We start from the raw sequence: 23810 nt of genomic DNA, 5'->3' as shown, positions 1-23810 counted from the left end.
CAAATAGCCCTTCTTCGTCGTCAGAATCTTGCAGAATTCTTGAATGACCGAGTAAGTGCCATAAGACCTACTTCCGGCTCGTGACCCATGCTAAGTAACTTCCCCCCTCTCATTCGCTCATCAACACCAGTCATACACTGTGAAATTACATAGTAAGGCCAATTTACACGGTGCATCTCAACATTGTATTATCACGATCTCGACAAATTCTAAACAATCTACGACACAAATCAACATGAGGCTTATATCCCCAAAAAAGGACTAAAAGCCTAATCCTCTTAGTTGAGAATTAGGCTTTTTGTATTGGCTGATTTGGTGCTCCGTTAATGGTCAATTCGTTATGTTGACACTATGACATATTCACTGACATGTTCACTTTCTTCACTAGTTTACATAGTCTTCTTTTAAAATACCGTATATCTCTAAATCGACAATTCCTTTGCCTGCCCACAGTGCTGCTTGTCTTAATGTTCCTTCTTTGATGAAGCCATTCTTCAACAATACCTTTTTTGAATTCTCATTTGGGGGCATCACTTCAGCCTGAATTCTATTGACGTTGACATCCTTAAACAGAAAATCGACTAATATCGCAACCGCTTCAGTAGCGATACCTCTTCCCCAATGTGCTTCCGACAAAAAGTAGCCAATCGTCACCATGTTCACCTTTTGGTTAAAGTCGGCAGCTTCAATAATCCCAAGCATCCGATCGGGCTCGAGGCTGGCGAATATCCCCCACTTAACCCTTGACCATTTGTTATAATCTCTCTCGAAATGGCAATCATATTTTTCACAGTATCTTTTTATTATGCTTGGGTATGATGCCACAGTATTCAAACACGTTGTTATTGTTATAGATTTCAAAAACTTCCTCAAGATGATGATCTTCAATCTTTTTCAATATGTAACCATCTGATCTCAGATTAGGAAACTGTCCAAAAACTGCTTCAATGTTCATTTCGTCATCGCTCCACACGATTATTTATATTCTCTTCTTGATCGGTATGTATAAATCAGCTTAATCCCACCACAGATAAAAGCCTTTATTCCGCTCCATTTCCGCTTCTAAGGCTTCAATTGTTCCCGTACCTTGCTCAACCATATCTGGACAAAACTCATATATTTCATTTGCCAAGTCCTTTAAGTCTGTTTCCGTATTATTAAATTCTGCTTGCACCCAATCGCTATCAGCACCTACTATATGAAATGGAAATCGTTTTTCCCACTCTTTAAGTTTATTTATAACATCAGTAGGCGAAATGTCATAATTATATCCATTCGTTCCGCTATATCGTAAAATATCAAATTGATCAGTACTCTTGATAACAGAAACCTCATCTGGGGCTGAATTGAAATTGAAATTCATCTCACTTCTAAATAATAAAAAACCTTTATTTGAAAACTGCTTTCGTTGTTGCGTAATCAGTTTATTAGCTTCTTGTTCTGATAATTTAATCGAGATTCCAGAAAATGATGGAGTAGGCCCTTCAAACTCAGGAAGAGCTAATGGTTGTAATCCATTTTTTGAATATGACTTTAGTGTTACTGCGAATTCATGACTCAATCCTATTTTATTACTTAATTCTTTTTCTAATTTGTTCAATTTATCTCCTGAATGTAATGAGGTAAGCAAAATTAAAATGAATATTATTCGCATTGCCAGTTATCACCCTTTTAGTAAGATACATTGACGAATGTGTATTTGTGTCCTGATTCCCCCATCTACTTCGCCCATGTTCATTCACATCACAACGTATTACGCCGCAGCTCATAAAAATACTGCACAATCGGATGCTTTAGCTTCATTTGCTCGGACATGTTTACAATCCGCTTTTTCCCCATTCGTCTGTCCACCAAAGCTAGAACATTCAATACAATATCCTTGCTCTCAATGCTTTCCTCTATAGAAGTAGATAGAAATTGATTAGCCACCACGACAAAATTCGATTTACTTAAGGAAGCCTGTGCTGACAAAAGCTCCTTTGCATGCTCTGAACTTTTTCTGCTTCTGGCAATGACTATTAGACGATCCTCCGGCACGGTCCCCTTGCTGGCTTTTCTCACCGCTTCAATTTCGTCATGGGTGACAGGAATTTGGATGTCCGGGTCATTCTTAATTTCCAGCTCCGTCTGATACCATCTGATAAAGCTGGCTTTATCACTCATATTGAGCACGTTCTTGTTGTCTACCATGATATAACAAATCCCCGGTTTATCAGCTAAATAACGGTAACCCTGTGCACGGTATTCTACTTTTTCTTTTAACGCAGGACTGAGAAATCCCTCCAACTGCTGCTTCAATTTGCTCCAGGACATATAATCTCCTCCATATAAAAACAGAGGAAAGGCTCGTTGGCTCTGGATTTACATCCCTCTCCACTCATCCAATCCTCAAACTTTTCAGGTCTTTTTACTATTGTCTACACGGACTCTCAAAATCCTGGCAGCTTAATTTCCCTGTTCCTCCGGCTCATCCATCTTCTTGTTTGCAAAGTCATCCAGCAGCGCACGCACCTCACCTGTTGACTTGGCGTTCATTAAGCTGTTTCTTAGTTCACTTGCGCCTCGAAAGCCGCGAACATATATTTTGAAGAATCGGGCAAGAGGGCGGAACGAACGGGGTTCCACTGCCGAATATTGATCATGAAGATCCAGATGCAGCCTTAGCAGATCAAGCAATTCTTCACTGCTGTGAACCTTCGGTTCCTTCTCAAAAGCAAATGGATTATGAAAAATACCACGCCCAATCATAATACCATCCACACCGTATTGCTGAGCGAGCTGCAGGCCTGTCTGACGGTCAGGGATATCCCCGTTAATGGTCAGTAGTGTATCCGGCGCCACCTCATCACGGAGCTTCTTAATCTCTGGAATCAGCTCCCAATGGGCAGCTACTTTGCTCATTTCCTCTCTTGTGCGCAGATGAATGGACAGATTAACAATGTCCTGCTGCAAAATATGGGTTAACCAGCCACGCCATTCGTCTACGGCCGTGAAACCGAGCCTTGTTTTTACACTGACGGGCAGTCCTCCGGCTTTGGCAGCCTGGATAATATCCGCTGCGGTTTCTGGACGGCAGATCAGGCCGCTTCCTTTCCCATTCTCTGCTACATTCGCTACAGGACAACCCATATTAATATCTATGCCTTTGAAGCCTTCCTTCGCCATACCGATGCTCATTTGACGGAAGTATTCCGGCTTATCTCCCCAAATATGAGCTACCATAGGCTGTTCGTCCTCTGTAAACGTCAACCGCCCGCGTACAGAATGGTTTCCCTCCGGGTGACAATAACTCTCTGTATTCGCAAACTCCGTAAAAAATACATCCGGTCTGGCTGCTTCACTTACAACATGGCGAAAAACAACATCCGTCACATCTTCCATAGGAGCCAGTATAAAAAACGGCCGTGGTAAATCACGCCAAAAATTATTTGTCATCTCAAAAACCTCTCTATGCATACCAGGACAAATCTTTATCCTGAAGTAGTAAACCAATCTGTCTTTGTCCTTGTTTATTCTTCACTTAAAAGCATGCTAAATCAAATTATATCATAACCCCGGGAGAAGCATACTCAACCAAAAAGTTCAAAAAAAGAGGGGGGCGTCCCCTCTTTGATATTTTCGCCAAAAGATTTCCGTTATAGTTGTACTTCCGCACTAGTGACGCCACAGATTTCATAAGTATCGAGTAAACCAGCGGAACAAGCTAACGAAGTGCTCTCGTTAAGAACGGGCCAAAGATAGGCGATCACTTGAGTATTCCAATGGCCAGTCAACTAGCACCATGCGTCTTAAAAATCATTGGATGCACGGCCTTGCTTCAAATCTGAACGGTTTGCAGGAACAGGTTCGTAAGCGAACAGGCGCATAAGCGGAACAGGTGCACAAAAAAAACGACAGCCAACCATTTGGTCAGCTGCCGATTTGTCATAAGTTAAGTTAGCTCCCCGTTACTAAAGCAGCGGGTTCTCGTGTTTCGCTTTTAGAATTGACCAGCGACGCTCCACTTCGCGCTCGAATTCGCCAAGCATTTCTTTGTTTTCTTCCTTAAGCAGGTGTCTGGATTTACCCATATATTTCAACCAGTCGCCGAGCTGCACCCGTTTGTTCTTGTCTTCTGGGTTGTACGTGATGTTCGTTTCTCCCTGCTCTACTTCATACAGCGGGAAAAAGCACGAATTAACGGCCGCGCGCACAATGTTCTCGCCTTCTTTGTCGTCGGATTTCCAGTTCAGCGGGCATGTGATCAGCAGCTTACCGTAGACGGTCCCTACATTCTGGGCGTACCACTGCGCTTTTGCCGCTTTTTTCACAAGATCCTGCGGGAATGCTTCCGTGCCTGTAAATACGTACGGAACATGCGCCGCCGCCATCATTTGCACCGTATCCTTGTGATGGAACGTTTTACCCTGCTGTTTTTTGCCGACGCCAGAAGTACTGGTCATGTGGCCTAAAGGAGTCGAATACGAAAGCTGTGCCCCGGTGTTCATGTAGCCTTCATTATCGTATTCCAGAATGATCAGGTTATGGCCCCGCAGCGCCGTGCCAATGGCCGAACCCATCCCGATATCCATGCCGCCGTCGCCGGTCACCATGACAAAAGTGAAATCCTCGGGAACTTCGATTTCCCCCCGGCGTTTCTTCTCGAGGAACGCCTCTACCGTACCGGATAAAGTAGCCGGCCCGTTCTGGAACAGATTATGAATGAAGCTCTGCTTATGTGAATTATACGGATACCCCGTGGTCGTGATATAAGCGCAGCCAGTATGGAATAGAGTTACGACATTGCCTTCGATCCCTTTGAAAAATAGCTCCAGCCCCGGGAAAATACCGCAGCCCGGGCAGGCTCCGTGGCCAGAAGCAAAGCGTTTCGGCTTGGCGGCAAGCGACCGCATCGGCGGCACTTTAACGGCCAGCTTGCCCGTCGCCTCATCCACCTTGACGGTGATCAGGCCGGATTTAAAGCTGTCCCCGTTCATCGGCGCAATGACTGGCTGCAGCTTGTGCGCCTCATTGCCGGGCGTTTGCCCGTAATAGTCAAACGGCACCTTGGCGTAACCCAGCTCCATGGCCTCCAGCGCTAGGGCAAAGAAAGCTTCCGCATCATCCGCGTAATAATCTTTCCCGCCAAGACCAAATATGCGGGAGAGCACAATTGGCTGCGGGCCGCGGATTTCCTGCAGGGCCGATTTGACCTCATGTGTCAAATTGGCCCCGTTCGCGCCATAAGAATCGGCGCGTTCGCCAATCAGCAGCGCTTTGACACCCGTCAGCGCCTCACGGATTTCCCGTGCCGGGAACGGCCGGAGAATATTCGGGCTGATCACACCCGCTTTGATCCCTTGGGCCCGCAGCCGATCCACTACGTCTTTGGAGGATTCGGCCGCTGAATTAAGCAGGAACAAAGCCACCTCCGCGTCTTCCATGCGGTACAGATCAAGCGGCGAATATGATCTTCCGGACAATACTGCGTATTCCTCCGCCACTTCCTTGAACACCTCGCCAGCACGGTACATCGCCTCCGATTGCTGGAAGTGGTTGTTCATCAAGTCGTCGCCGTTCATATAAGCCCCAACGACGATCGGCTTGTTCTCGTCCAGCACGTGCGGGAATTCCGGCTGTTCGCCTACAAACTCCTGAACGGTTTCCCGGTTTGCAAAAATCTGCACCCGGCGCTTCTGGTGTGAGGTGAAAAAGCCGTCATAAGCCACGATGACCGGCAGGCGTACATCCTCATGTTCGGCGATACGCAGCGCCATGATATTCATGTCATATACCGCCTGCGGCGAACGGGCGGTCAGAATCACCCAGCCGGTGTTCAGGCCGTAGTAAAGATCCGAATGATCGCCACGGATATCCAGCGGACCGCTGACCGCCCGTGTCACCAGGTTCATGACCATCGGGAAACGGGTGCCTGCCTGCACGGGAAGCTGTTCGATCATATACAGGAAACCGTTGGCACTGGTGGCGTTGAATACCCGCGCTCCTGCTGCGGCTGCACCATAGCAGATCCCCGCCGAGCCGTGTTCACCGTCGGCCGGAATCAGCTTGATGTCGTGTTCGCCGCGCGTACGCATCATGTCAAGGTATTGAGCGATTTCCGTAGATGGCGTAATCGGGAAATACCCCATGATGTGATAGTTAATCTGGGCGGCTGCCGTGGCAGCCATTTCGTTGCCCGACTCGAAGACAGCCGTCTGAGCAGCCGGTACCTTTTTCTCCGTTGATTCTTTGGTTTGTACGGTCATGATCTGACTCCCTCCACAGTTAAATAGGGGAAGACCTGCGGCACACGGTGCTGCTCCGCATAATGCGGCTCCTCCAGCATGGCGGCCAAAGCGGTCGTCGGGCAAGCTTCCACACACTTCAGACAGCCCTTGCAGTACTGGTAATCGATGCCCTTCATAAACATCTGCAGGTTGCCGCGTTTATCCGGTTTCTGCTCCCATACGATGCAGAAGTCCGGACATACCGTATCACAGGCGGCACAGTTAATGCAGTCCTCCATCTTGTACTCCGGCAGATACCCCTGCCGGGAGCCACTAAGATCTTTCAGCACACTGTTTGCCGTGACGTTCAGTACTCCGCCGAGCTCCTGTGTCTCATAGCCGAGAACCGGCTGCGGTCTTGAGAAAGCGGTCTGGTCCATAAGCCCTGTGCCGTTTCTTAGGGAAAGGAACTGCACTTCGTTATATCCTCTGTCAAAAGTCCGCAAATTCGGTTCCACGAGATGAGGCAGCTTTTTCTCAAAAGTCTTGCGGATCACCTGTCTCATATCGTCCGGGTCAAGGAAGCTGCAAATGCGGAACAAGGCGCCAAGCATCGCTGTATTGACTTTGGTTTTCTCTTCAACGGCAATTCTCAGCGCATCGATCGCGGCCAGCGTTCCCTGCGTCATGTTCAGATCCGCGGCCACTTCGGAAAGATTTCGCGCTGTGTTCACAAGCACCGTCCCATCAGACCGTAAACCGCTTATCACATCTATTGTCTTATATAACGCTTCATGAAATACGCCAACTACATGCGGCTGCTCAATGGGGCTGTGATCGCGGATCTCCACCTGGGGATCGCAGAATCTTACGAAGCTCTTGACCGGCGATCCTTTTTTCTCCGAACCATAGCTGGAGAAATTGGAGCCGTTAAGCCCAGAGCCGGTTACCCCAGCTTCGGCCAGCATTTTTCCCGCCAGATTGGCGCCAAGCCCACCGATGGATTCGAGACGAATCTCGTAAAAGCCCAGTTCATTTTTTTGAGGCAAAATCGACACGTTCTCTCCTCATTTCTTCTTGTTCTATATGGAATGAATTAAGAAATCACGCATCTTTAGTTCACTCCATAATGGGTATTGAATCCAGTTTAAAAGAAGAAACGACCAGGGTTGGTGATATTAATCACAAACTAGAAAAATAGTGATTCTAATCACTAGTCCGGCTTTGGCAGGGGGGTATACTTCTGTCTGAAAGTCCAAATGCAAGGTGATCTTAATCTGACGATAACGACAAAGATAACACGAAATCGGGAGGAAAAATAATGAGTAACAACGAGACAGGAATGACCTTGAACCATCAGCCATCCATGTTCTGTTTTCAATGCCAAGAGGCATCCAAGGGAACAGGCTGCACCATTGTCGGGGTATGCGGCAAACCACATGACGTGGCGAATCTGCAGGATTTGCTCGTTTATCTGCTGAAGGGTATCGCTTTTCTCAGTCTGGATGTCCAACTGCCTGAAGGGCTTGAACAGCGCATATCGCTGTTTATCATGGACTCCTTGTTTGCAACCATTACGAATGCCAACTTTGACCGCGAGGTGTTTGTGGGGAAAATCCGGGAAGCGATTGCGCTCCGCGGCGAGGTGCGCGCTTATTATAACGAACAATATCCCGAAGGAACAGCCAATCTCCCTGACGCTGCTGTCTGGGAAGCGGATAACGAAGCTGCTTTTGATGAAAAAGCACGTACGGTTGGTGTGCTCTCCACCCACAACGAAGACATTCGCTCTCTGCGTGAATTGATTACTTACGGCTTGAAGGGGATGGCCGCTTATACGTACCATGCGCTTCACCTAGAGAAGGACGACAACGAAGTGAACCGGTTTATGCGCCGTGCGCTTGCTGCTACGCTTGACGATAGCCTTGAAGTGCAGGATCTGATCGCTTTGACGATGGAAACCGGCAAATACGGCGTAGACGCCATGGCGATGCTTGATGCTGCCAACACCACCGCTTACGGAAATCCGGAAGTTACGAAGGTAAATATCGGGGTGAGAAACCGGCCCGGCATTCTCATCAGCGGGCATGATCTGAAGGATTTGGAAGAGCTGCTGAAGCAGACGGAAGGCACCGGCGTGGACGTGTATACGCACAGTGAAATGCTGCCTGCCCACTATTATCCGGCATTCAAGAAATATGATCATTTTGTAGGCAATTACGGCAATGCCTGGTGGAAGCAGAACAGCGAATTTGAAGCTTTTAACGGACCAATTCTGATGACGACCAACTGTATCGTTCCGCCGAAGGATAGTTATAGGGACCGCATTTACACGACGGGCAACACAGGTTTTCCGGGCCTCCGCCATATCCCTGAAAGAACGGATGGGGCTGCCAAGGACTTCTCCGCGCTGATCGAGCAAGCGAAAGGCTGCCCTGCTCCAACGGAACTTGAAACCGGCGAAATCATCGGCGGCTTCGCGCATGCTGCTGTGATGAACGTGGCCGATCAAGTCGTCGATGCCGTGAAATCCGGCGCAATCCGCCGCTTCTTCGTCATGGCCGGCTGCGACGGGCGGATGAAATCCCGCAATTATTACACCGATTTTGCAGCCCAGCTTCCACAGGATACCGTCATCCTGACCGCAGGCTGCGCCAAATACAAATACAATAAGCTGGACCTCGGCGAAATCGGCGGAATCCCGCGGGTTCTGGACGCCGGGCAGTGCAATGATTCTTACTCCCTCGCCGTCATTGCCTTGAAGCTGAAGGAAGTATTCGGCCTTGAGGATATCAACGAGCTGCCGATTTCCTACAACATTGCCTGGTACGAGCAAAAAGCCGTTATCGTGCTGCTCGCCCTGCTCTATCTTGGCGTCAAAAATATTCATTTAGGCCCTACGCTTCCTGCCTTCCTCTCGCCTAACGTTGCCAAAGTTCTCGTAGAGAACTTCGGGATCGGCGGGATTACTAATGTGGAGGATGACATGAAGATGTTTTTGGGTGCTTGATGAAGGAATGCCCCACTCAACTGTGATAAATGTAATACCCGTCTCACTTATTTAGTATTATGATAAAAAGTTACATATCACGTGTCACCTTAATAAGCAATGACTCGAAAGAGTCATTGCTTTCTTTTTCACCAAATTGACCTAAAGCTTTGATCATTTATTGAAAAGAACTTTGTAACGCAAGTTTTTTTTGTAGATAGGTTTATAACTATATTCAATTGAATTTATTTTTTGGAAATTTTGAAAAGTGAAAGGAGAGTCGATGAAATGGGAATTGATACGGTTGTATGGAGCAGACTCGTTACGGGATTAACCCTATCCTTTCATATGATCTTTGCCACGATTGGTGTTGCGATTCCATTAATGACTTCAATCGCAGAATGGATTGGCATCCGTAAAAAAGATCAACATTATGTACTGATGGCCAAGAGATGGACGAGGGGATTCATCATCTCCGTCGCTGTCGGTGTTGTGACCGGCACAGCGATTTCATTGCAGCTGGCGCTCGTTTGGCCTAACTTCATGCAGCTGGCGGGCAACGTCATTGCACTACCGTTGTTTATGGAGGTATTCGCTTTCTTTTTCGAAGCGATCTTCCTGGGCATTTATCTGTATACCTGGGATCGGTTCCGTAATCCTTATCTGCACTGGCTGCTTAGTGTTCCTGTCGTGCTTGGGGCTGCCATGTCCGCATTCTTTATTACTTCGGTCAACGGTTTCATGAATCAACCGGACGGCTTCAAGCTGGAAGCGGGACATTTTACAGCCGTGTATCCGCTGCAGGCCATGTTCAACGAAGCGACACCATCCAAAGTATTTCACGTTCTAGCTTCCGCCTACATGACCGGAGCTGCGCTGCTGGCTGCCATCGCTGCGTTCTCCATTCTGAAAAAGGGAGCAACAGATTATACCAAGAAAGCTCTAAAGCTGACTATGAGCATTCTTCTAATATTCAGCTTCCTGACTGCGCTTGCTGGCGACACATCGGCCAAGTTCCTGGCAGAGCATCAACCGGAAAAGCTTGCCGCCGCCGAATGGCACTTTGAGACCGAAAAAGGCGCCGACCTGATTTTACTCGGCTGGATGAATGCGGAACGCGAGATCTTTGGGGCGCTGCATATCCCGCGTGCGCTCAGCTTCCTGGCCTTTGGCGATTTTAACGCGGAAGTGACCGGCCTGAATGAATTCCCTGCCGACGAACAGCCGCCGCTGGTGGTGCATTACCTGTTCGACTTCATGGTCGGCATTGGCTTAGCATTGCTGGCCGTCTCGGCGATTTACATCCTCTTGCTGCTTTGGAAAAAGCGAAACGAACTCAATCGCTGGATGCTGCGTGCCATCGTGTTCGGCGCGCCACTAGCGTTCCTCAGCGTTGAGTTGGGCTGGTTCTACGGAGAGATAGGACGGCAGCCTTGGATAATCCGCGGTTATATGCGAGTCGAGGAAGCGGCCACGACTTCACCGAATATTGTCATCTTGTTCTTCGTATTCCTGCTGTTGTACATTCTGCTCGGTACGATATGCGTCTTCGTACTGCGCCGGCTTTTCCGCAATAATCCAGCCGAGGTTGAGCTGGAGAAAGCCGCCAAGGCCAAACAAAATGCTTTGAAGGAAGCGGGTGATCTCACATGAGCTACGAAATCATAGGCATCTCGGTACTCTGGATTTTTCTCTACGGCTACCTGATCGTGGCATCCATCGACTTCGGTGCGGGCTTCTTCGCCTATTATGCCCGTGTCACGAACAAGGATCATCTGATCAACCGCCTGATCTCCCGTTATCTGTCGCCGGTCTGGGAGATCACCAACGTCTTTTTTGTCTTTTTCTATATTGGTCTATTGGGCTTTTTTCCAGACGCCGCGCATTATTATGGCTCCGCAATGCTCGTTCCGGGCAGTATCGCAATTATCCTGCTTGCGATCCGGGGTTCGTTCTACGCGTTCGAGAATTACGGCTCCAAGAAAAATATCGTATTTCTGTTCCTGTACGGTGCGACTGGCCTGCTGATTCCAGCATCGCTGTCCGTGGCGCTGGTCCTGTCCGAAGGTGGATTTATCGTGGCAGCGAACGGCATCGTAACGCTGGAGTATTTCAAATTGTTCACGAGTCCGCTGACGTGGAGCATCGTGGGTCTGGCGCTGACGTCGGTGCTGTTCATCAGCGCTTCGTTCCTGGCCTTCTACGCTTCCCGTGCAGACGACAAGCCGGCACTGAAACTTTTACGTAGTTATGCGCTCTTCTGGAGCACGCCGACCATCATCGCTGCCTTTACCGCGTTCCTGTATCTGAGCCAGTATAACAAACGCCACTTCCAAAACATGATGGATCTGTGGTGGCTGCTGGGCCTGTCCGTTGTTTTTTTCCTGATCACACTAGGACTACTGTACAAGGGACACCGTTACGGTTTGGCATTTATTTCTCTTATGCTGCAGTTTCTGTGCGCGTTCTTCGCCTACGGCATCGGACATTATCCATACATCCTCGATCCGTATATTACAGTTCAGAGCGGTGCGACACAGGAAGCCATGGGCATTGCGCTGATCGGAGCTTTTATTGGCGGCCTTGTGCTGCTAATTCCTTCGCTCGTGCTGGTGTTCCGGCTGTTCCTGTTCGACGCGGATTACGTAAAAGGAAAAAAATAAGGAGGGACCTCGACGTGAAGAGGAGACAACCACGAAGATCGAACAGTAAAACCGGACTTCTGCCAGAGCTGATGGCCGCGCAGAAGAAACGAACGGCCCAGATTCGGCTGATTTCGTTAGCGCTCGGCTCTGCAACGATCGGACAGGCGGTCTTGCTGGCAGAGGCGGTGCAACGCGTTTTCGTGGAAAAGGCCGCGCTGGTGCCGATGGTCGCCGTCTTTGCTGCACTGCTGGCCATCATGATCGTGCGCACGCTGCTGGCTTATGCCAACGGAAGGATCGGCTTACGGATTGCAGCGGACGCCAAGCGCGATCTTCGGTCGAGACTGCTGCGTGCGCTGGCCGCTAATCCCCTGACCTTATCCCGGCAGGGACAGGCGGGCAGCAAGATCAGTGTAATGCTGGATGCCGTAGACGAGGCGGACGGTTATTTTAGCCAATACACGCCGAAAATGATCGAAGCCTCCATCGTACCGCTGCTGATCCTCGCAGCCGTTTTTATTCTGCACTTTCCGTCGGGACTCATTCTGCTGTTCACAGCTCCGTTCATTCCGCTGTTCATGGCACTGATCGGCATAAAAACGAGGCAGAAATCGGAGGAAAAGTTTGAGCAGCTCGCGCAGTTCTCCGGCACATTTCTCGATTCGCTGCAAGGGTTGATCACGCTAAAGCTGTTCGGACGAACGAAGCAGAGGGAACGAGAGATCGAGCGCTCCAGCCTGTCCTACCGCGACGCAACGATGAGCATCCTGCGGATCGCGTTCAGCAATACATTTGCTTTGGAAGCAATTGTAATGCTTGGGATCGGCATCGTAGCGTTGGAATTGGCGCTGCAGCTGGTTGTATTTAAAAGCATGCAGTTCCACACCGCGTTTCTGGTTCTGCTGCTGGTACCCGAATTCTATAATCTGCTCAAAGTTATGGGTACGGCGTTCCATGGCGGCCGCACCAGCATGGGGGCGATCCGTAATATCGAAGTTTTGCTGGCAGAAACATCTGAGGCCCGGGAAAACAAGAACCCGAACGAAGGTCTGGAGGAGGCTGCTCCAGCAGGTGGGGACGCGACTGGTAAAGAAGCAGCGGTGAATATCTCTCAAATCCAGGAACGCCCGGGCAGCGGCGAGGAGCAGCAGGCAGCCGTATGCGGCCGACGGGATACCTGGAATCTGTTGTCTGGCCCTAATCTATCCGACCGCGAGCCTCCCGCCATTGAGCTTCGTGAACTGAGCTTTAGCTATGGTGAAGGAGCATTCGAACTGCATGCCGGTTCACTATCAATTTCACCCGGACAGCAGATCGCTATCGTTGGCAAAAGCGGTTCAGGTAAAACCACGCTGCTGCATCTCATCGCCGGCCTGCTGCCTCCTTCCTCCGGCGAAGTCTGGGTAAACGGGAGTCCGCTGACACCGGCTTGCGAAGAAGAGTGGTTCCGGCGTGTCAGCTACATAACGCAGCATCCATATATTTTCTCGGGTACCTTTGCCGAGAACATCGCTATCGGCACAGACCGTAGTGTATCCCGCGAGGAAATCGCCCGGGCAGCGGAAGCTGCGGGACTCGCCAGGCTGGCCTCCGAGCTGGAACATGGCTACGATACGGTTGTCGGTGAAGGCGGCCGCGGCCTGTCGGGTGGCGAGAAGCAGCGGCTGGCGCTGGCGCGCGCTTTCCTGAAGCGGCCTTCCGTGCTGCTGTTTGACGAGCCGACGACAGGTCTCGATTTGCACACGGAACGCATCCTGCTGCGCTCAATCAGCGAATTGTCGCGGAATGCGACCATGATTACGATCGCGCATCGGCTGCACACAATCCGCCACGCCGACATCATCCTGTTCATGGAACGGGGCAAGCTGATCGGCACCGGCACTCACAAGGATCTGCTGAACCGCCTGCCTCAGTACGCCGACATGGTAAATTCAGGACCTAAGGGGGGAGTGTCATGAGCGAATTGTCCATTTTTACGAAAGCAATGCTCCAGGAGCGCAAAGATATCTTGCTCTCCATTCTATGCGGCTTTTTTGCCGGTATTGGAGGAGTCGTGCTGTTTTCGACGAGCGGCTACCTGATCTCGAAAACGGTTTTCGTGCCCCCACTGTATACACTGATCATTTTAACGTCACTGGTCAAAATACTCGGGTTGGCACGGGCGGCGAGCCGTTACGGGGAACGTCTATTTTCGCATCGGGCCACCTTCTCGCTGCTGAGCCGCCTGCGAACCTCGTTCTTCGCAAAGCTGGTGCCGCTGACACCGCGGATTCTGAACCGGCAGCGCAGCGGCGATCTGCTGGCGCGCATAGTCGGGGATATCGAGAGCCTGCAGTTCTACTTCCTGCGCGTCGCTTATCCGCCGATCATCGTTGTCTCGGTCTTCCTGGCGACGGTACTGTTCACCTCTTTCTTCTCAATCTGGATATCACTGCTACTCATCGTTGGTATGCTGATTACAGCGTTCGTCGTACCAGCCATCGTACGAATGGGCCAACGCAAAGCGTACGGCCAGGTCCGCCAGCAACGCGCCGACTTCTCCGCCGAGACGGCCGAGATGCTTCAGGGCTTTATCGACCTGAAATTGTACGGTCGGCTGAAGCAGCGCGAAGAACAGCTGCTGGCCGCTTCGGATAAATTAACAGCTGCCCAGCATGATGATTCACTGCGGCTGCTGCGGGGCCAATCACTTCACAGCTTCGTGACTTTTTTCGTTTCCTGGGGTGTGCTAGTGCTCGGCGCCTACCTGATCGTGCAGGGCTCACTGGCCGGCGTGTTCCTTGCTATGCTGATTATGGCCTCGATGACCGTGTTCGACGAATCGGCGGCCATGGCGACGCTCCCAGCTTACAAGCAGGACAGTGAATTTGCGGCGAATCGGCTGTCCGAGACGTTCGAGGCGGACGGTACGGTAGAAGCTTCCGGAGAGCCGTCTGGCACACTTGAAGACGATACCGCCGTCTCCGTCGAATTGGACAACGTGTCGTTCCAATACGCGGACGACTGGCGGCCGGTGCTGAACGGCGTATCGCTTTCGCTGAAGGCCGGGTCGAAAACAGCAATCGTCGGCCCTAGCGGCTCGGGTAAGACGAGCGTATTGGAGCTGCTGCTTAAACTGCACGTTCCGACAGGGGGACAGGTCCGCTTGAACGGCACTGCCGTAAGCGAACTTCATACAGAAGACCTGTGGCGCCGGACGAACGTCGTGCTGCAGCAGGGACATTTTTTCCTGGGCACGATCCGGGATAACCTGCTGCTGGAGGACGAAGGCCTCGGCGATCGTGAACTGCTTGAAGTTCTGGAGCAGGTCGATCTGGCAGACAAAAAACCGGACGATCCCGTGCTGGAAAAAGGTGAAAACCTCTCCGACGGCGAAAAGCAGCGTCTGGCAATCGCCCGCGCATTGCTGAAATCAGGCCGGCTGTGGCTGCTGGACGAACCAACCTCCTCGCTGGACTACGTGACAGAACGCCGGATACTAAAGCTCTTGCTAGAGCGCGCGGCAGACGATACGCTCATTATGGTCAGCCACCGCCTGACTGGGCTGGAGCAGATGGACCAGATTGTCGTCATGGATCGCGGATGCGTTGTGGAGGCTGGCACCTACGATGAACTGATAGAGCGAAAAGGATATTTCTACGAAATGAAGCAACTTGAACAACAGCTGGTAGGGGATAATGGATGGGGAGAAGCGTAGCCTATACTTATAAACTCATAATGTTAACAAAAGGTGCACTGACGAAAGAACTTCTGGTTCATAATGAAGAAGTTCAAGCGCTCCACGGCTTCGATTCAGAATCGGACGCCAAAGCTTATCTGGAAAGTGAACTTTTCAATAAAGATGGCGTCGCCGGATTGAAAGAACTCTTGGCTGCAGATCCAGAAATTCGGATCTACGTCACCTATTAACCTCCCTTCTAGCAAACCGTGTATCTTGATGCAAAAAAACAAAAGGATGGATTGGAGTGGTCTAAACCTGCATAAGGACAATAACGAAGACGCCTTGAAATTTCAAGAGTAAACCAGCGATGGAGAGAAGATTTGGCTGCAATATCCTAATAATATTACCATTCATGAGATTTACCAAGAGTACCCTAACTGGGACATCGATGTGCCTAGAGAGCAAAATCTATTAGAAGCATACAACCATGTTATATTGCAATTTCCGTTATATTGGTACAGTTATCCACCTCTATTGAAAAAGTGGTTTGACGATGTTTTTGCTCACGGCTGGGCTTATGGATCAAAAGGTGACAGGCTTAAAGGGAAAAAGTTTGGGCTTGCCATGTCCATCGGCGATAAAAAAGAAAATTATCGGCCAGAGGGCCCCATCTCTTTTACCGTGGATGAACTGATCACGCCTTTCATAGCAAGTACAAGACATGAAAACTTGCTGAACCGCGAATTCCAAGCGACACGTCCACATGAAAAATGGGTTACGGATATTACCTATCTTCCATTCGGACAATCCTTTTGTATCTCTCGACGATCTACGACTTGTATAACAATGAAGTGATCGCGTACAAACTCAGCACACGTAATGACATTCGTTTGGAAACCGATACGGTAAAGAAAGCCATTTGTAAGCGGAAAACATGAGGTATCCTCTTACATGTAGTGACCGCGGCTTCCAATACACCTCCAGGCAGTACACCATGCTTCTGAAGCGTCATGGTATTCAAGCCGGTATGTCACGCAAAGGGAACTGCCTTGATAACGCGTGTATGGAAAGTTTTTTTGGGCTTCTCAAGAGTGAGGCACTCCATTTCCAACGGTTCACCAGCCAAAAGCAGCTCATTGACGAAGTCCACCGCTATATTCACTTTTATAACCACCAACGATTTTAGAAAAAATTAAATAACCTTAGTCCGGTGGAGTATCGAACTAAGGTTGCTTAGTGCTCTTACATTTAACTGTCTACTTGACGGGGGTAACTTCACCCCTCTCTTTACCATTTTATAAAGTTACGCCGAAGAGGCCAGCAATAGTTGCTATGGAAGCAATATTTCCAAGGGTATCCTTTAGAAAGCCAAGAAGCTTTTGGCCTTCTTTCTTATCACCTTTGTCATAAGCTTCCTTGAGTTTTTCTGCAAAAAATTCAAATTGAGCTCGTTGGCTGTCATTTGTTTTTTCTTGAATATCTTTTAACAATTGAGCAAATGCTTCTATTGCACCGCCCTCATTAAGATTTATTTGTTGTTCTACATTATCACCAGTGTTAACGTTTGTGTTCCCAGACACACTTCCATGAAAATTCACACTTTTATTGTTACTATTCATAGCTCCATCCCCCGCATGAATATGTAAATGTTCTACATGACCTATCCTTAATGCAGTTCTGAAAGGCAAGTTGCCCAGTGATGGATTATTTTGTTCACCAATTTTGACTGAATCCATTACTCGACTTATGCTTTGGCGAAGTTTCTGCTTATCTTCAAGCGATTTAATGTTTTTTTTTTATCTTCACGGACTATTTGTCTATACTCTGACGATATTTCAAAAGCAGGATACAAATCATCAACAGATACCGTAAATTCATGCCCACATATATCACAAGCAACTTCTTTGCTTAACAACACTTCTTTAACAGGGGCATCATCTATTTTTCTTGCACAAATAAACTTATCAGATGTACATTTAACTTCCCATACAATGCTCAATTCCCCTGATTCCACTAGGTCAATGAAATAGTCATATGTATCCTCTAACGAAGTCACTTGCGTGTAGTTCATTGCCGCAGTTGGATAGAACCTTTTAACAGTACTAAAAGCTAAAAGGTCCAAAAAATTATTAAGCTCCCTTTTCTCTTTTAAAGATACTGTCATGGTTTCACCCTTTTGCTATTAGTCAAGTAATTATATTATAACCTGATTTCGAACAAATTCAATTACCTCTTCAGTTGCGGGCGTAGTAAAGTATATGCTATCTGACGTAAGCCCAACTCTTATAGTAAAAGACTTTTCCACACCGTTAACGGGACGATTGAATTTAATAAATCCACCCTGATGCTGCAAATATGGACGTAACGTATCATAAAGCGGACGTCCCCTCAAATCACCCTCATTTACTCTTAGTCCAACCCTCTCCATACCATTTAAAATAAGAGCCACAAATGGAGTGGTTAGTAAGTGTTCTCCGAATATCTGAGAAGATTGTCGTAAGTTATTTACAAGTTCTGCCTCGTCTTCATCATCGAAGAAATTATTCAATGCATTAAGGATATCCATAATCGCCTTGGTATGCTGTTCTGTAAAATCCTCGAAAATAAACTCTGGTGTTGAAGTGGCATCAATTAGTTCACCTTCAAGTGCATTTGCAATGTGCTCTACATTGTTACCGTAAGGAGCAAGTATTTTCTTTTGCTCTAAGGTTACTTGTTGACCAATCATTCTTGCGATATGCGATGCTATATTGTTAGCATTTCGCGAATCGGTACGGACTTCAATCAGGTCAGTTTGTTGGTTTATAAAAACAGTCGTAACTTCACATTTAGGAACTACTTGAACATCTGTACCATTTATTTCTCTTCTGTTTCCGCTATTATACATATAGCGAAGGTATAATTCATTTTCATTGTCGCTTACAGATGCAGCTATTAATTCAGGTTCTGATGTAACATCACGCGGCATAACTTCGTTGATAGTCTCGAAGGGGTTTCTATGCAATCTTTCCAACATGCCTTTAAAGTCCCTTAAAGCTCCTTCATTTTCAATCCTGAACCACGTTACAGATGTCTTTCCAGCAAGTAACCTGTTTTTACATGGACCTAACCTTTCACGGTCTCCAGTGTTGATGACATCCCAAATTCTTGTTGCTAAATCGAAAGATGTGCCGGTTGTTTCAAGCATCATATCTGTACATATTTCTTTCAAGGTTGCCTTCGGTAATTTCAGAACATCAGGAAAAAAAACAATATCAGCGATTTGATGCATATATACCTCCAAATTATTAAGTTACTATCCTTTTTCAAATTCCTTCTATTTCTCGAACTATCGCTCTTAAGCTTCGTAAACTTCCTCTTGAATATCCAATCATCACTTTTTACACAGCCCAATGGAGTCCAAAAAGGCTTATGGCTGGACTATAAAGTTAAATGTGCATGACGATTCTTTCATTAATTAAATCCCTCGGTCCAGATTGTAATCACCGACCGGAGCCCACAGCAGCTCTTATGAATATGTACGTCCTTGATCGTTTCTAGATCTTTAGAACTATCAGCCCTCAAGATATAATATAAATTCCTTCTTGGTTTATTTCAATCTTTTTCCTTAATTGGTGATGACCTATTGTTTCCAGTTAAACTTAGGACACGTGTCCACCTATTGATGAAGGAAATGGCGAGGTGTTTGTCGAATATTATAAGGTCCTTCAATATGTACCTAATACACGAATAATATAAAATATTTAGTTCTGAAGGATTATAGCTAATTATGACGAAAACACTACAGATAATTGGACTGATATAATATGAGCATTCCTTTCTTAAAATGGGCCGGCGGGAAGCGATGGTTTACTACAAAGTATAGTGCTATGCTTCCTCGGAACTTCAACCGTTACATTGAGCCGTTTCTAGGTGGTGGTTCTGTATTTTTTCACTTAGAGCCATTGCATGCTTTATTGGGTGATGTAAACGATGATTTGATTACTACGTATATCAGTATACGAGAAAATTGGCAGGCTGTTGAAGATCTACTAATTCAACATCAAAGAAATCATTCCGAAGATTACTATTACGAAATAAGAGAATCATTGCCCATCGATATAGTTGAACGAGCTGCTAGACTGATATATTTAAATCGAACTTGTTTTAATGGGATTTACAGGGTCAATCGACAAGGTAGGTTTAATGTCCCTAAGGGTACGAAAGATACTGTTATCTTCGATTTTGATGATTTTGAAAATCTCTCGCGATTATTAACGAACGCAGAAATCCGTGTTAATGACTTTGAATTGTTAATTAATGAAGCTCAAACAAATGACTTCATATTTGCGGATCCACCGTATACGGTAAGGCATAATCAGAATGGATTCATTAAGTACAATGAAAACTTATTTTCTTGGAATGATCAAATACGATTGGCTAATGCCTTAGAACGAGCACGCGATAGAGGGGCCATGATATTAGCTACAAACGCAAACCATCATCTACTTAGAGAGCTATACGAAGAACGGGGATTTAATATTAGAACTGTCTCTCGTTATAGCTCGATATCAGCAGACCCCAATAAGCGTAATCAATATGAAGAAATAATAGTATACGCTAATATCCCAAGGGAGGATTAACTAAGTATGAATCAAATTGCTGCAAGCCTTACCTCTTTAGTAAATAATGTCGCAATTCAAGATAATCCACTTTCTGTTCTTAGAACTTTCATAGAAGCACAAGATAGTTACGAGCGGGCTAGACAGACCGATAGGTGGCGCTTCGTGGGTTATGTATTGGAACTAGGTTATGATTCCGCAAAGATTATTACGTCGGATCCATACAAAATTGCTGTTGGTGGTATTCCTAGGGGCTCCTTTTTGATTATGACTCCTAATAATCCGGGCAATTTACCTCTTCATTTTACCTTATTACGGGTCACTGGAGTTGCAACAACCCCTCTTAGTAATCAAGTTCAACAGACTTACTTTGAATTACATAAAAAATCAATGCCAGAGCTTGATGTTTGGACGCAAGGGGAGTTGCAGTGGGGTGCCCTAGAGTGTGATGTACTAGGAATGTTCTATCCAGATCCAACTGACCAACGTCGGCTCTCATTTTCTGGTGATGTAAATAATGTTGTAAGTGCTCACCGGTATAGAGTTTTTGCACCCGACGAAGAACTACAAAAACTAATTGTTAACGGAACTGTTAAGCCTGAACAACAATTTGAACTTGGCACACTGCGTACAATGGAATGCCAGCTCACTGAAGCAAGTTCTTCTCAGATTCCAGTTAAAATTTCTATGAGAGATTTTAAGGGCTGTCGTACATCGATGTTTGGTAAAACACGGCTAGGTAAGTCGAACGTTGTAAAGCTTATTGCTCAAGGTATGCTTGAATCCACAGCAACTGATAACAGTGTTGGACAACTTATTTTTGATATCAACGGTGAGTATGCCAATGATAACCCTCAAGATGGAAATAAATCAATTCGTTCGGCCTTTGCAGATAGATGCGAGGTTTATGCTCTTACTGAGCGGCCAAATACTCCATCCAAACCGCTCAGACTGAACTTCTACGAACAACCAGATTCATGTATTGAAATATTAGCCTCCATGTTACAACAGGATAAAAAGGAATCTAACTATATTCGCAGTTTTGCAAGTGTAAAATTACCATCTATTGAAAGTATATCGAGTCTACCCGATGGTGATAAAACTAGACCAATACGAAAAATTCAATTGTTTTGGGCTATTCTTAAAAAAGCAGGGTTCCATGCTGATGAAGGCCGACTTAAGGCCAAAGGACTCGTAAGTAGAAATGCTAAGCATTTTAATCCATGTTTTAATCAGAATCTTCGGAATGCTGCGTATAGTTCTTCCAACAGACAACCTGGAAACGCACCTGCCACATTGGATGAATTAGTATCTGAATTAGAAGTACTGGCTAAATTTCAAAGAGAGAATCCGAATCATCAAGCGCTGATTAGTAGTAGCGGAAATTCGATGTTTGATTCAGATGATCAAGCATTGCTTGATTTTTTTGCCCCAAATTCAGGATCTGGGCCATCTATTTTACGAACATACAGAGATTATCATTCATCAATAGCTGGAGATTTTCTCAATGAAATTCTCGATCTACTGGATGCAGGAAAAACAGTAATTCTTGATCTCGGAAATGCAACTGATGAAATTCGACGTTATTTTTCTGATATGCTTTCAAGAGCGATCTTCGCTCACCAAGAAAAAAAATTCGTTAGTAATTCTCTTAGAAATCACTATATTCAACTATATTTTGAGGAGGCCCATAACTTATTCCCGCCAAACGATAAGGATCTTACGGGAGTTTATGCACGTTTTGCCAAGGAAGGTGCGAAGTTCCATATTGGTATGGTTTACTCGACACAATCACCATCAACAATAAACAAAGAACTATTAGCTCAAACTGAAAATTTCTTTATTGGTCATTTGGCATCTGTTGATGAAACTAAAGCTTTATCAAGGGTACAAATAGCTTTTGAAGGTATTGAAGAAGACATATTACGCTCTAAAACTCCAGGGTATATGCGGATGCTAACGATGTCTCATCGTTTTGTAATTCCAATGCAGGCGAAAAGGTTTGAAGCTTTAACTCCCTTGAGTCAGTAAGTAGCTGTTAGGTTTAGGAGGTCATTATGCCATATAGTCAGGGAACTAGGCTACCAGGTGAGACTGCTTCAAAATTAGGACATTTAAATGTAGTAAATAGCGAATGGGTTAACTCATTAATACGGGATTTTGAACAAAGTACGCATTCAACTTCTGATCCAAGTAACACATTTTGGGCTGAGTTCACATCAAGCGATGTGGAGCCACTTCGAAATGTATGGGCAGTTGATGGATCTTTCGTAACGGTAACATCGGATGATTTTCCAAGAAGAGAAATCTCTTTTGTAAAAACTGCCTTACTTACAATGGACCGAACCAAAATCGATGCGATCGATAAAGATCATCCTCACCCGTTACACCTTCAGGACGTAATGACTGGAAGTGCAATATTCCATGCAACAGTATTTCCACTCAGAAATATAAGAACAAGTATTGGAAATAACTACGATACAGTCAGGCATATTATTAGGGACTCCATGAAGATCGACGAAGATGGAATATTTTTTGAAACCCTGAAATGGATCGTTTATCAAAAGTGGGATTCAAACCCTACGTCATCACCTTCATTTGGTTGCCCACATTGTGGTAACGATGTCCAAGGGATACCTTATGATGCTGATGAAGGAATCTGTCCTGAATGTAAAAATGTTGTGTTTTTATCTGACATGGTAGGTTTCCACCTAGATATGGATGAAGAAAGTGCTCCTGAAAGCGTCTCTTCTGCTTACATGTTAATTATGGAACTCCTGATGCTCTTTACTGTAATTAGACTCTTATGGGATCATACTGATAAACACTTATTGAGTGATACGTTATTTATCAAGGATGGTCCTCTTACACTCAGAAGTCAGTACTCAAAACTAGTACCTTCAATCCGAACATTTTTGGAATATGCAAAACAAACAGGAAGACCAGTTCATATTGTCGGTCAGGAAAAAAGTGGAAGTTTCTATGATCACCTTTCAACAATAGCAAGATTCGCTCCACCATCTGAACGTGGTGAAAACTTACATTATGCAGTTTTAACGCATGACTATGTAAGAAAAGAGGTTTACCGAACCCCAGACATGAGTAATCCATACGGAAAGAGAACAAATTGGGGGGAAAAGCTCTATGTTAAATTTGACCCAAGCACCTATATGGTTTTGAGTGTACCTACAGGAGCTTATAACGAGGATGTTGATTTTCCTAATGAATCAAATATTATCGGGCTTAACAGAATTCTGGCTACCTTGCCTAGTCTAGTTAGCCATAAGTATGAAGGAGCATTATTCCCAGTGGAACTTGCTAACGGCATTGCTTCAATGTCTAGCTATCCATCAGCAAAAATACTACAGAGGTTTGCCATGGACCCAAGATAATTATTGTCCACTTTCAAAAAAGGATCATACTCTTCTAACATGCAGAAGAGTATAATCCTTTTCGTTGTTACAGATGTTATTAATTTTCATTCTCGTCTTTATCATTAAGGTATTTTTGATGATCTAATTTGACTTCATAATCTTTAGTCTTAGGAAATGAGTTGATAAACTCAGCCGCGGCGTTACGTCTGTTCGAGTTTGCTTGTACTTGACGCCGTGCTTATAGTATTATAGGGACTCCTGAAGCACTCAGCAAAGAGTACTTTAACATCTTTAATTTCTTTCGCCAATTGGAAGTTGATATAAAGACGATAGG

General features: G+C 46.3%; 19 protein-coding genes and 1 pseudogene. 11 read left to right on the top strand and 9 right to left on the bottom strand.

Annotation, left to right across the window (positions count from 1 at the left end; genetic code table 11):
- Positions 1 to 384: 384 nt before the first annotated feature.
- The 6 genes and pseudogenes from BN6628_RS03960 to BN6628_RS03935 form a co-directional block, all read right to left on the bottom strand.
- Positions 385 to 955 (bottom strand): annotated as a pseudogene (locus BN6628_RS03960) (GNAT family N-acetyltransferase).
- A gap of 60 nt (positions 956 to 1015) precedes the next feature.
- On the bottom strand, positions 1016 to 1600 hold the full coding sequence (locus BN6628_RS03955) for a DUF4253 domain-containing protein (RefSeq protein WP_068614579.1): 585 nt from the start codon (positions 1598 to 1600) through the stop codon (positions 1016 to 1018).
- A gap of 143 nt (positions 1601 to 1743) precedes the next feature.
- The gene (locus BN6628_RS03950; protein WP_068614576.1) at positions 1744 to 2313 is read right to left on the bottom strand and encodes an SF0329 family protein; all 570 of its coding nucleotides are present in this window, start codon (positions 2311 to 2313) and stop codon (positions 1744 to 1746) included.
- 132 nt (positions 2314 to 2445) lie between these two features.
- The gene (locus BN6628_RS03945; RefSeq protein ID WP_068614573.1) at positions 2446 to 3435 is read right to left on the bottom strand and encodes a tRNA dihydrouridine synthase; all 990 of its coding nucleotides are present in this window, start codon (positions 3433 to 3435) and stop codon (positions 2446 to 2448) included.
- Positions 3436 to 3950: 515 nt separating this feature from the next.
- The gene (locus BN6628_RS03940) at positions 3951 to 6245 is read right to left on the bottom strand and encodes a thiamine pyrophosphate-dependent enzyme (RefSeq protein ID WP_068614570.1); all 2295 of its coding nucleotides are present in this window, start codon (positions 6243 to 6245) and stop codon (positions 3951 to 3953) included.
- The gene (locus tag BN6628_RS03935; protein WP_068614567.1) at positions 6242 to 7264 is read right to left on the bottom strand and encodes a 2-oxoacid:acceptor oxidoreductase family protein; all 1023 of its coding nucleotides are present in this window, start codon (positions 7262 to 7264) and stop codon (positions 6242 to 6244) included. Before BN6628_RS03935 ends, BN6628_RS03940 begins: the two co-directional genes overlap by 4 nt.
- 263 nt (positions 7265 to 7527) lie before the next feature.
- Here BN6628_RS03935 and hcp point away from each other — a divergent pair, with 263 nt between their 5' ends.
- The 8 genes from hcp to BN6628_RS26920 all read left to right on the top strand — a co-directional run bounded on the left by hcp (position 7528) and on the right by BN6628_RS26920 (position 16687).
- Positions 7528 to 9216 (top strand): hydroxylamine reductase, encoded by a 1689-nt coding sequence (hcp, locus tag BN6628_RS03930; RefSeq protein ID WP_082926775.1) that lies wholly within the window; start codon positions 7528 to 7530, stop codon positions 9214 to 9216.
- Positions 9217 to 9483: 267 nt separating this feature from the next.
- Complete coding sequence (locus BN6628_RS03925; protein WP_068614562.1) at positions 9484 to 10848, top strand: cytochrome ubiquinol oxidase subunit I; 1365 nt, start codon at positions 9484 to 9486, stop codon at positions 10846 to 10848.
- Entirely contained in the window at positions 10845 to 11858 is a 1014-nt protein-coding gene (locus BN6628_RS03920) for a cytochrome d ubiquinol oxidase subunit II (protein WP_068614559.1), read from the top strand. Before BN6628_RS03925 ends, BN6628_RS03920 begins: the two co-directional genes overlap by 4 nt.
- A gap of 71 nt (positions 11859 to 11929) precedes the next feature.
- Complete coding sequence (gene cydD, locus BN6628_RS03915) at positions 11930 to 13798, top strand: thiol reductant ABC exporter subunit CydD (protein WP_068621944.1); 1869 nt, start codon at positions 11930 to 11932, stop codon at positions 13796 to 13798.
- Positions 13795 to 15537: a thiol reductant ABC exporter subunit CydC gene (cydC, locus tag BN6628_RS03910; RefSeq protein ID WP_068614556.1), complete on the top strand. Its 1743-nt coding sequence runs from the start codon at positions 13795 to 13797 to the stop codon at positions 15535 to 15537. The genes cydD and cydC overlap by 4 nt, the downstream gene beginning before the upstream one ends.
- On the top strand, positions 15522 to 15749 hold the full coding sequence (locus BN6628_RS03905) for a hypothetical protein (protein WP_068614553.1): 228 nt from the start codon (positions 15522 to 15524) through the stop codon (positions 15747 to 15749). Before cydC ends, BN6628_RS03905 begins: the two co-directional genes overlap by 16 nt.
- 202 nt (positions 15750 to 15951) lie before the next feature.
- The gene (locus BN6628_RS25865; protein ID WP_235847568.1) at positions 15952 to 16356 is read left to right on the top strand and encodes an NAD(P)H-dependent oxidoreductase; all 405 of its coding nucleotides are present in this window, start codon (positions 15952 to 15954) and stop codon (positions 16354 to 16356) included.
- A gap of 79 nt (positions 16357 to 16435) precedes the next feature.
- Positions 16436 to 16687 (top strand): IS3 family transposase, encoded by a 252-nt coding sequence (locus tag BN6628_RS26920; protein WP_089153529.1) that lies wholly within the window; start codon positions 16436 to 16438, stop codon positions 16685 to 16687.
- A 109-nt stretch (positions 16688 to 16796) separates the two neighbouring features.
- On the opposite strand, the gene BN6628_RS03900 is transcribed toward BN6628_RS26920, so the two are convergent.
- The 3 genes from BN6628_RS03900 to BN6628_RS03890 are packed head-to-tail and all read right to left on the bottom strand — an operon-like array spanning position 16797 to position 18772.
- Complete coding sequence (locus tag BN6628_RS03900) at positions 16797 to 17237, bottom strand: hypothetical protein (RefSeq protein WP_148449256.1); 441 nt, start codon at positions 17235 to 17237, stop codon at positions 16797 to 16799.
- Between the two features lie 8 nt (positions 17238 to 17245).
- Positions 17246 to 17665, bottom strand: coding sequence for a hypothetical protein (locus tag BN6628_RS03895; protein ID WP_068614547.1), 420 nt, complete (start codon positions 17663 to 17665; stop codon positions 17246 to 17248).
- Positions 17666 to 17695: 30 nt separating this feature from the next.
- Complete coding sequence (locus BN6628_RS03890; RefSeq protein WP_068614542.1) at positions 17696 to 18772, bottom strand: hypothetical protein; 1077 nt, start codon at positions 18770 to 18772, stop codon at positions 17696 to 17698.
- Positions 18773 to 19307: 535 nt separating this feature from the next.
- Here BN6628_RS03890 and BN6628_RS03885 point away from each other — a divergent pair.
- The 3 genes from BN6628_RS03885 to BN6628_RS03875 are packed head-to-tail and all read left to right on the top strand — an operon-like array spanning position 19308 to position 23494.
- Positions 19308 to 20123, top strand: coding sequence for a DNA adenine methylase (locus tag BN6628_RS03885; protein WP_068614540.1), 816 nt, complete (start codon positions 19308 to 19310; stop codon positions 20121 to 20123).
- Positions 20124 to 20129: 6 nt separating this feature from the next.
- The gene (locus BN6628_RS03880; protein WP_068614538.1) at positions 20130 to 22133 is read left to right on the top strand and encodes an ATP-binding protein; all 2004 of its coding nucleotides are present in this window, start codon (positions 20130 to 20132) and stop codon (positions 22131 to 22133) included.
- A 26-nt stretch (positions 22134 to 22159) separates the two neighbouring features.
- Positions 22160 to 23494, top strand: a complete 1335-nt coding sequence (locus tag BN6628_RS03875) for a hypothetical protein (RefSeq protein ID WP_068614534.1) — start codon at positions 22160 to 22162, stop codon at positions 23492 to 23494.
- Positions 23495 to 23810: the final 316 nt, after the last annotated feature.

It is taken from the genome of Paenibacillus tuaregi, assembly GCF_900086655.1.
Lineage (GTDB): Bacteria > Bacillota > Bacilli > Paenibacillales > Paenibacillaceae > Fontibacillus > Fontibacillus tuaregi.
This window is presented reverse-complemented; position numbering and strand designations above follow the sequence as displayed.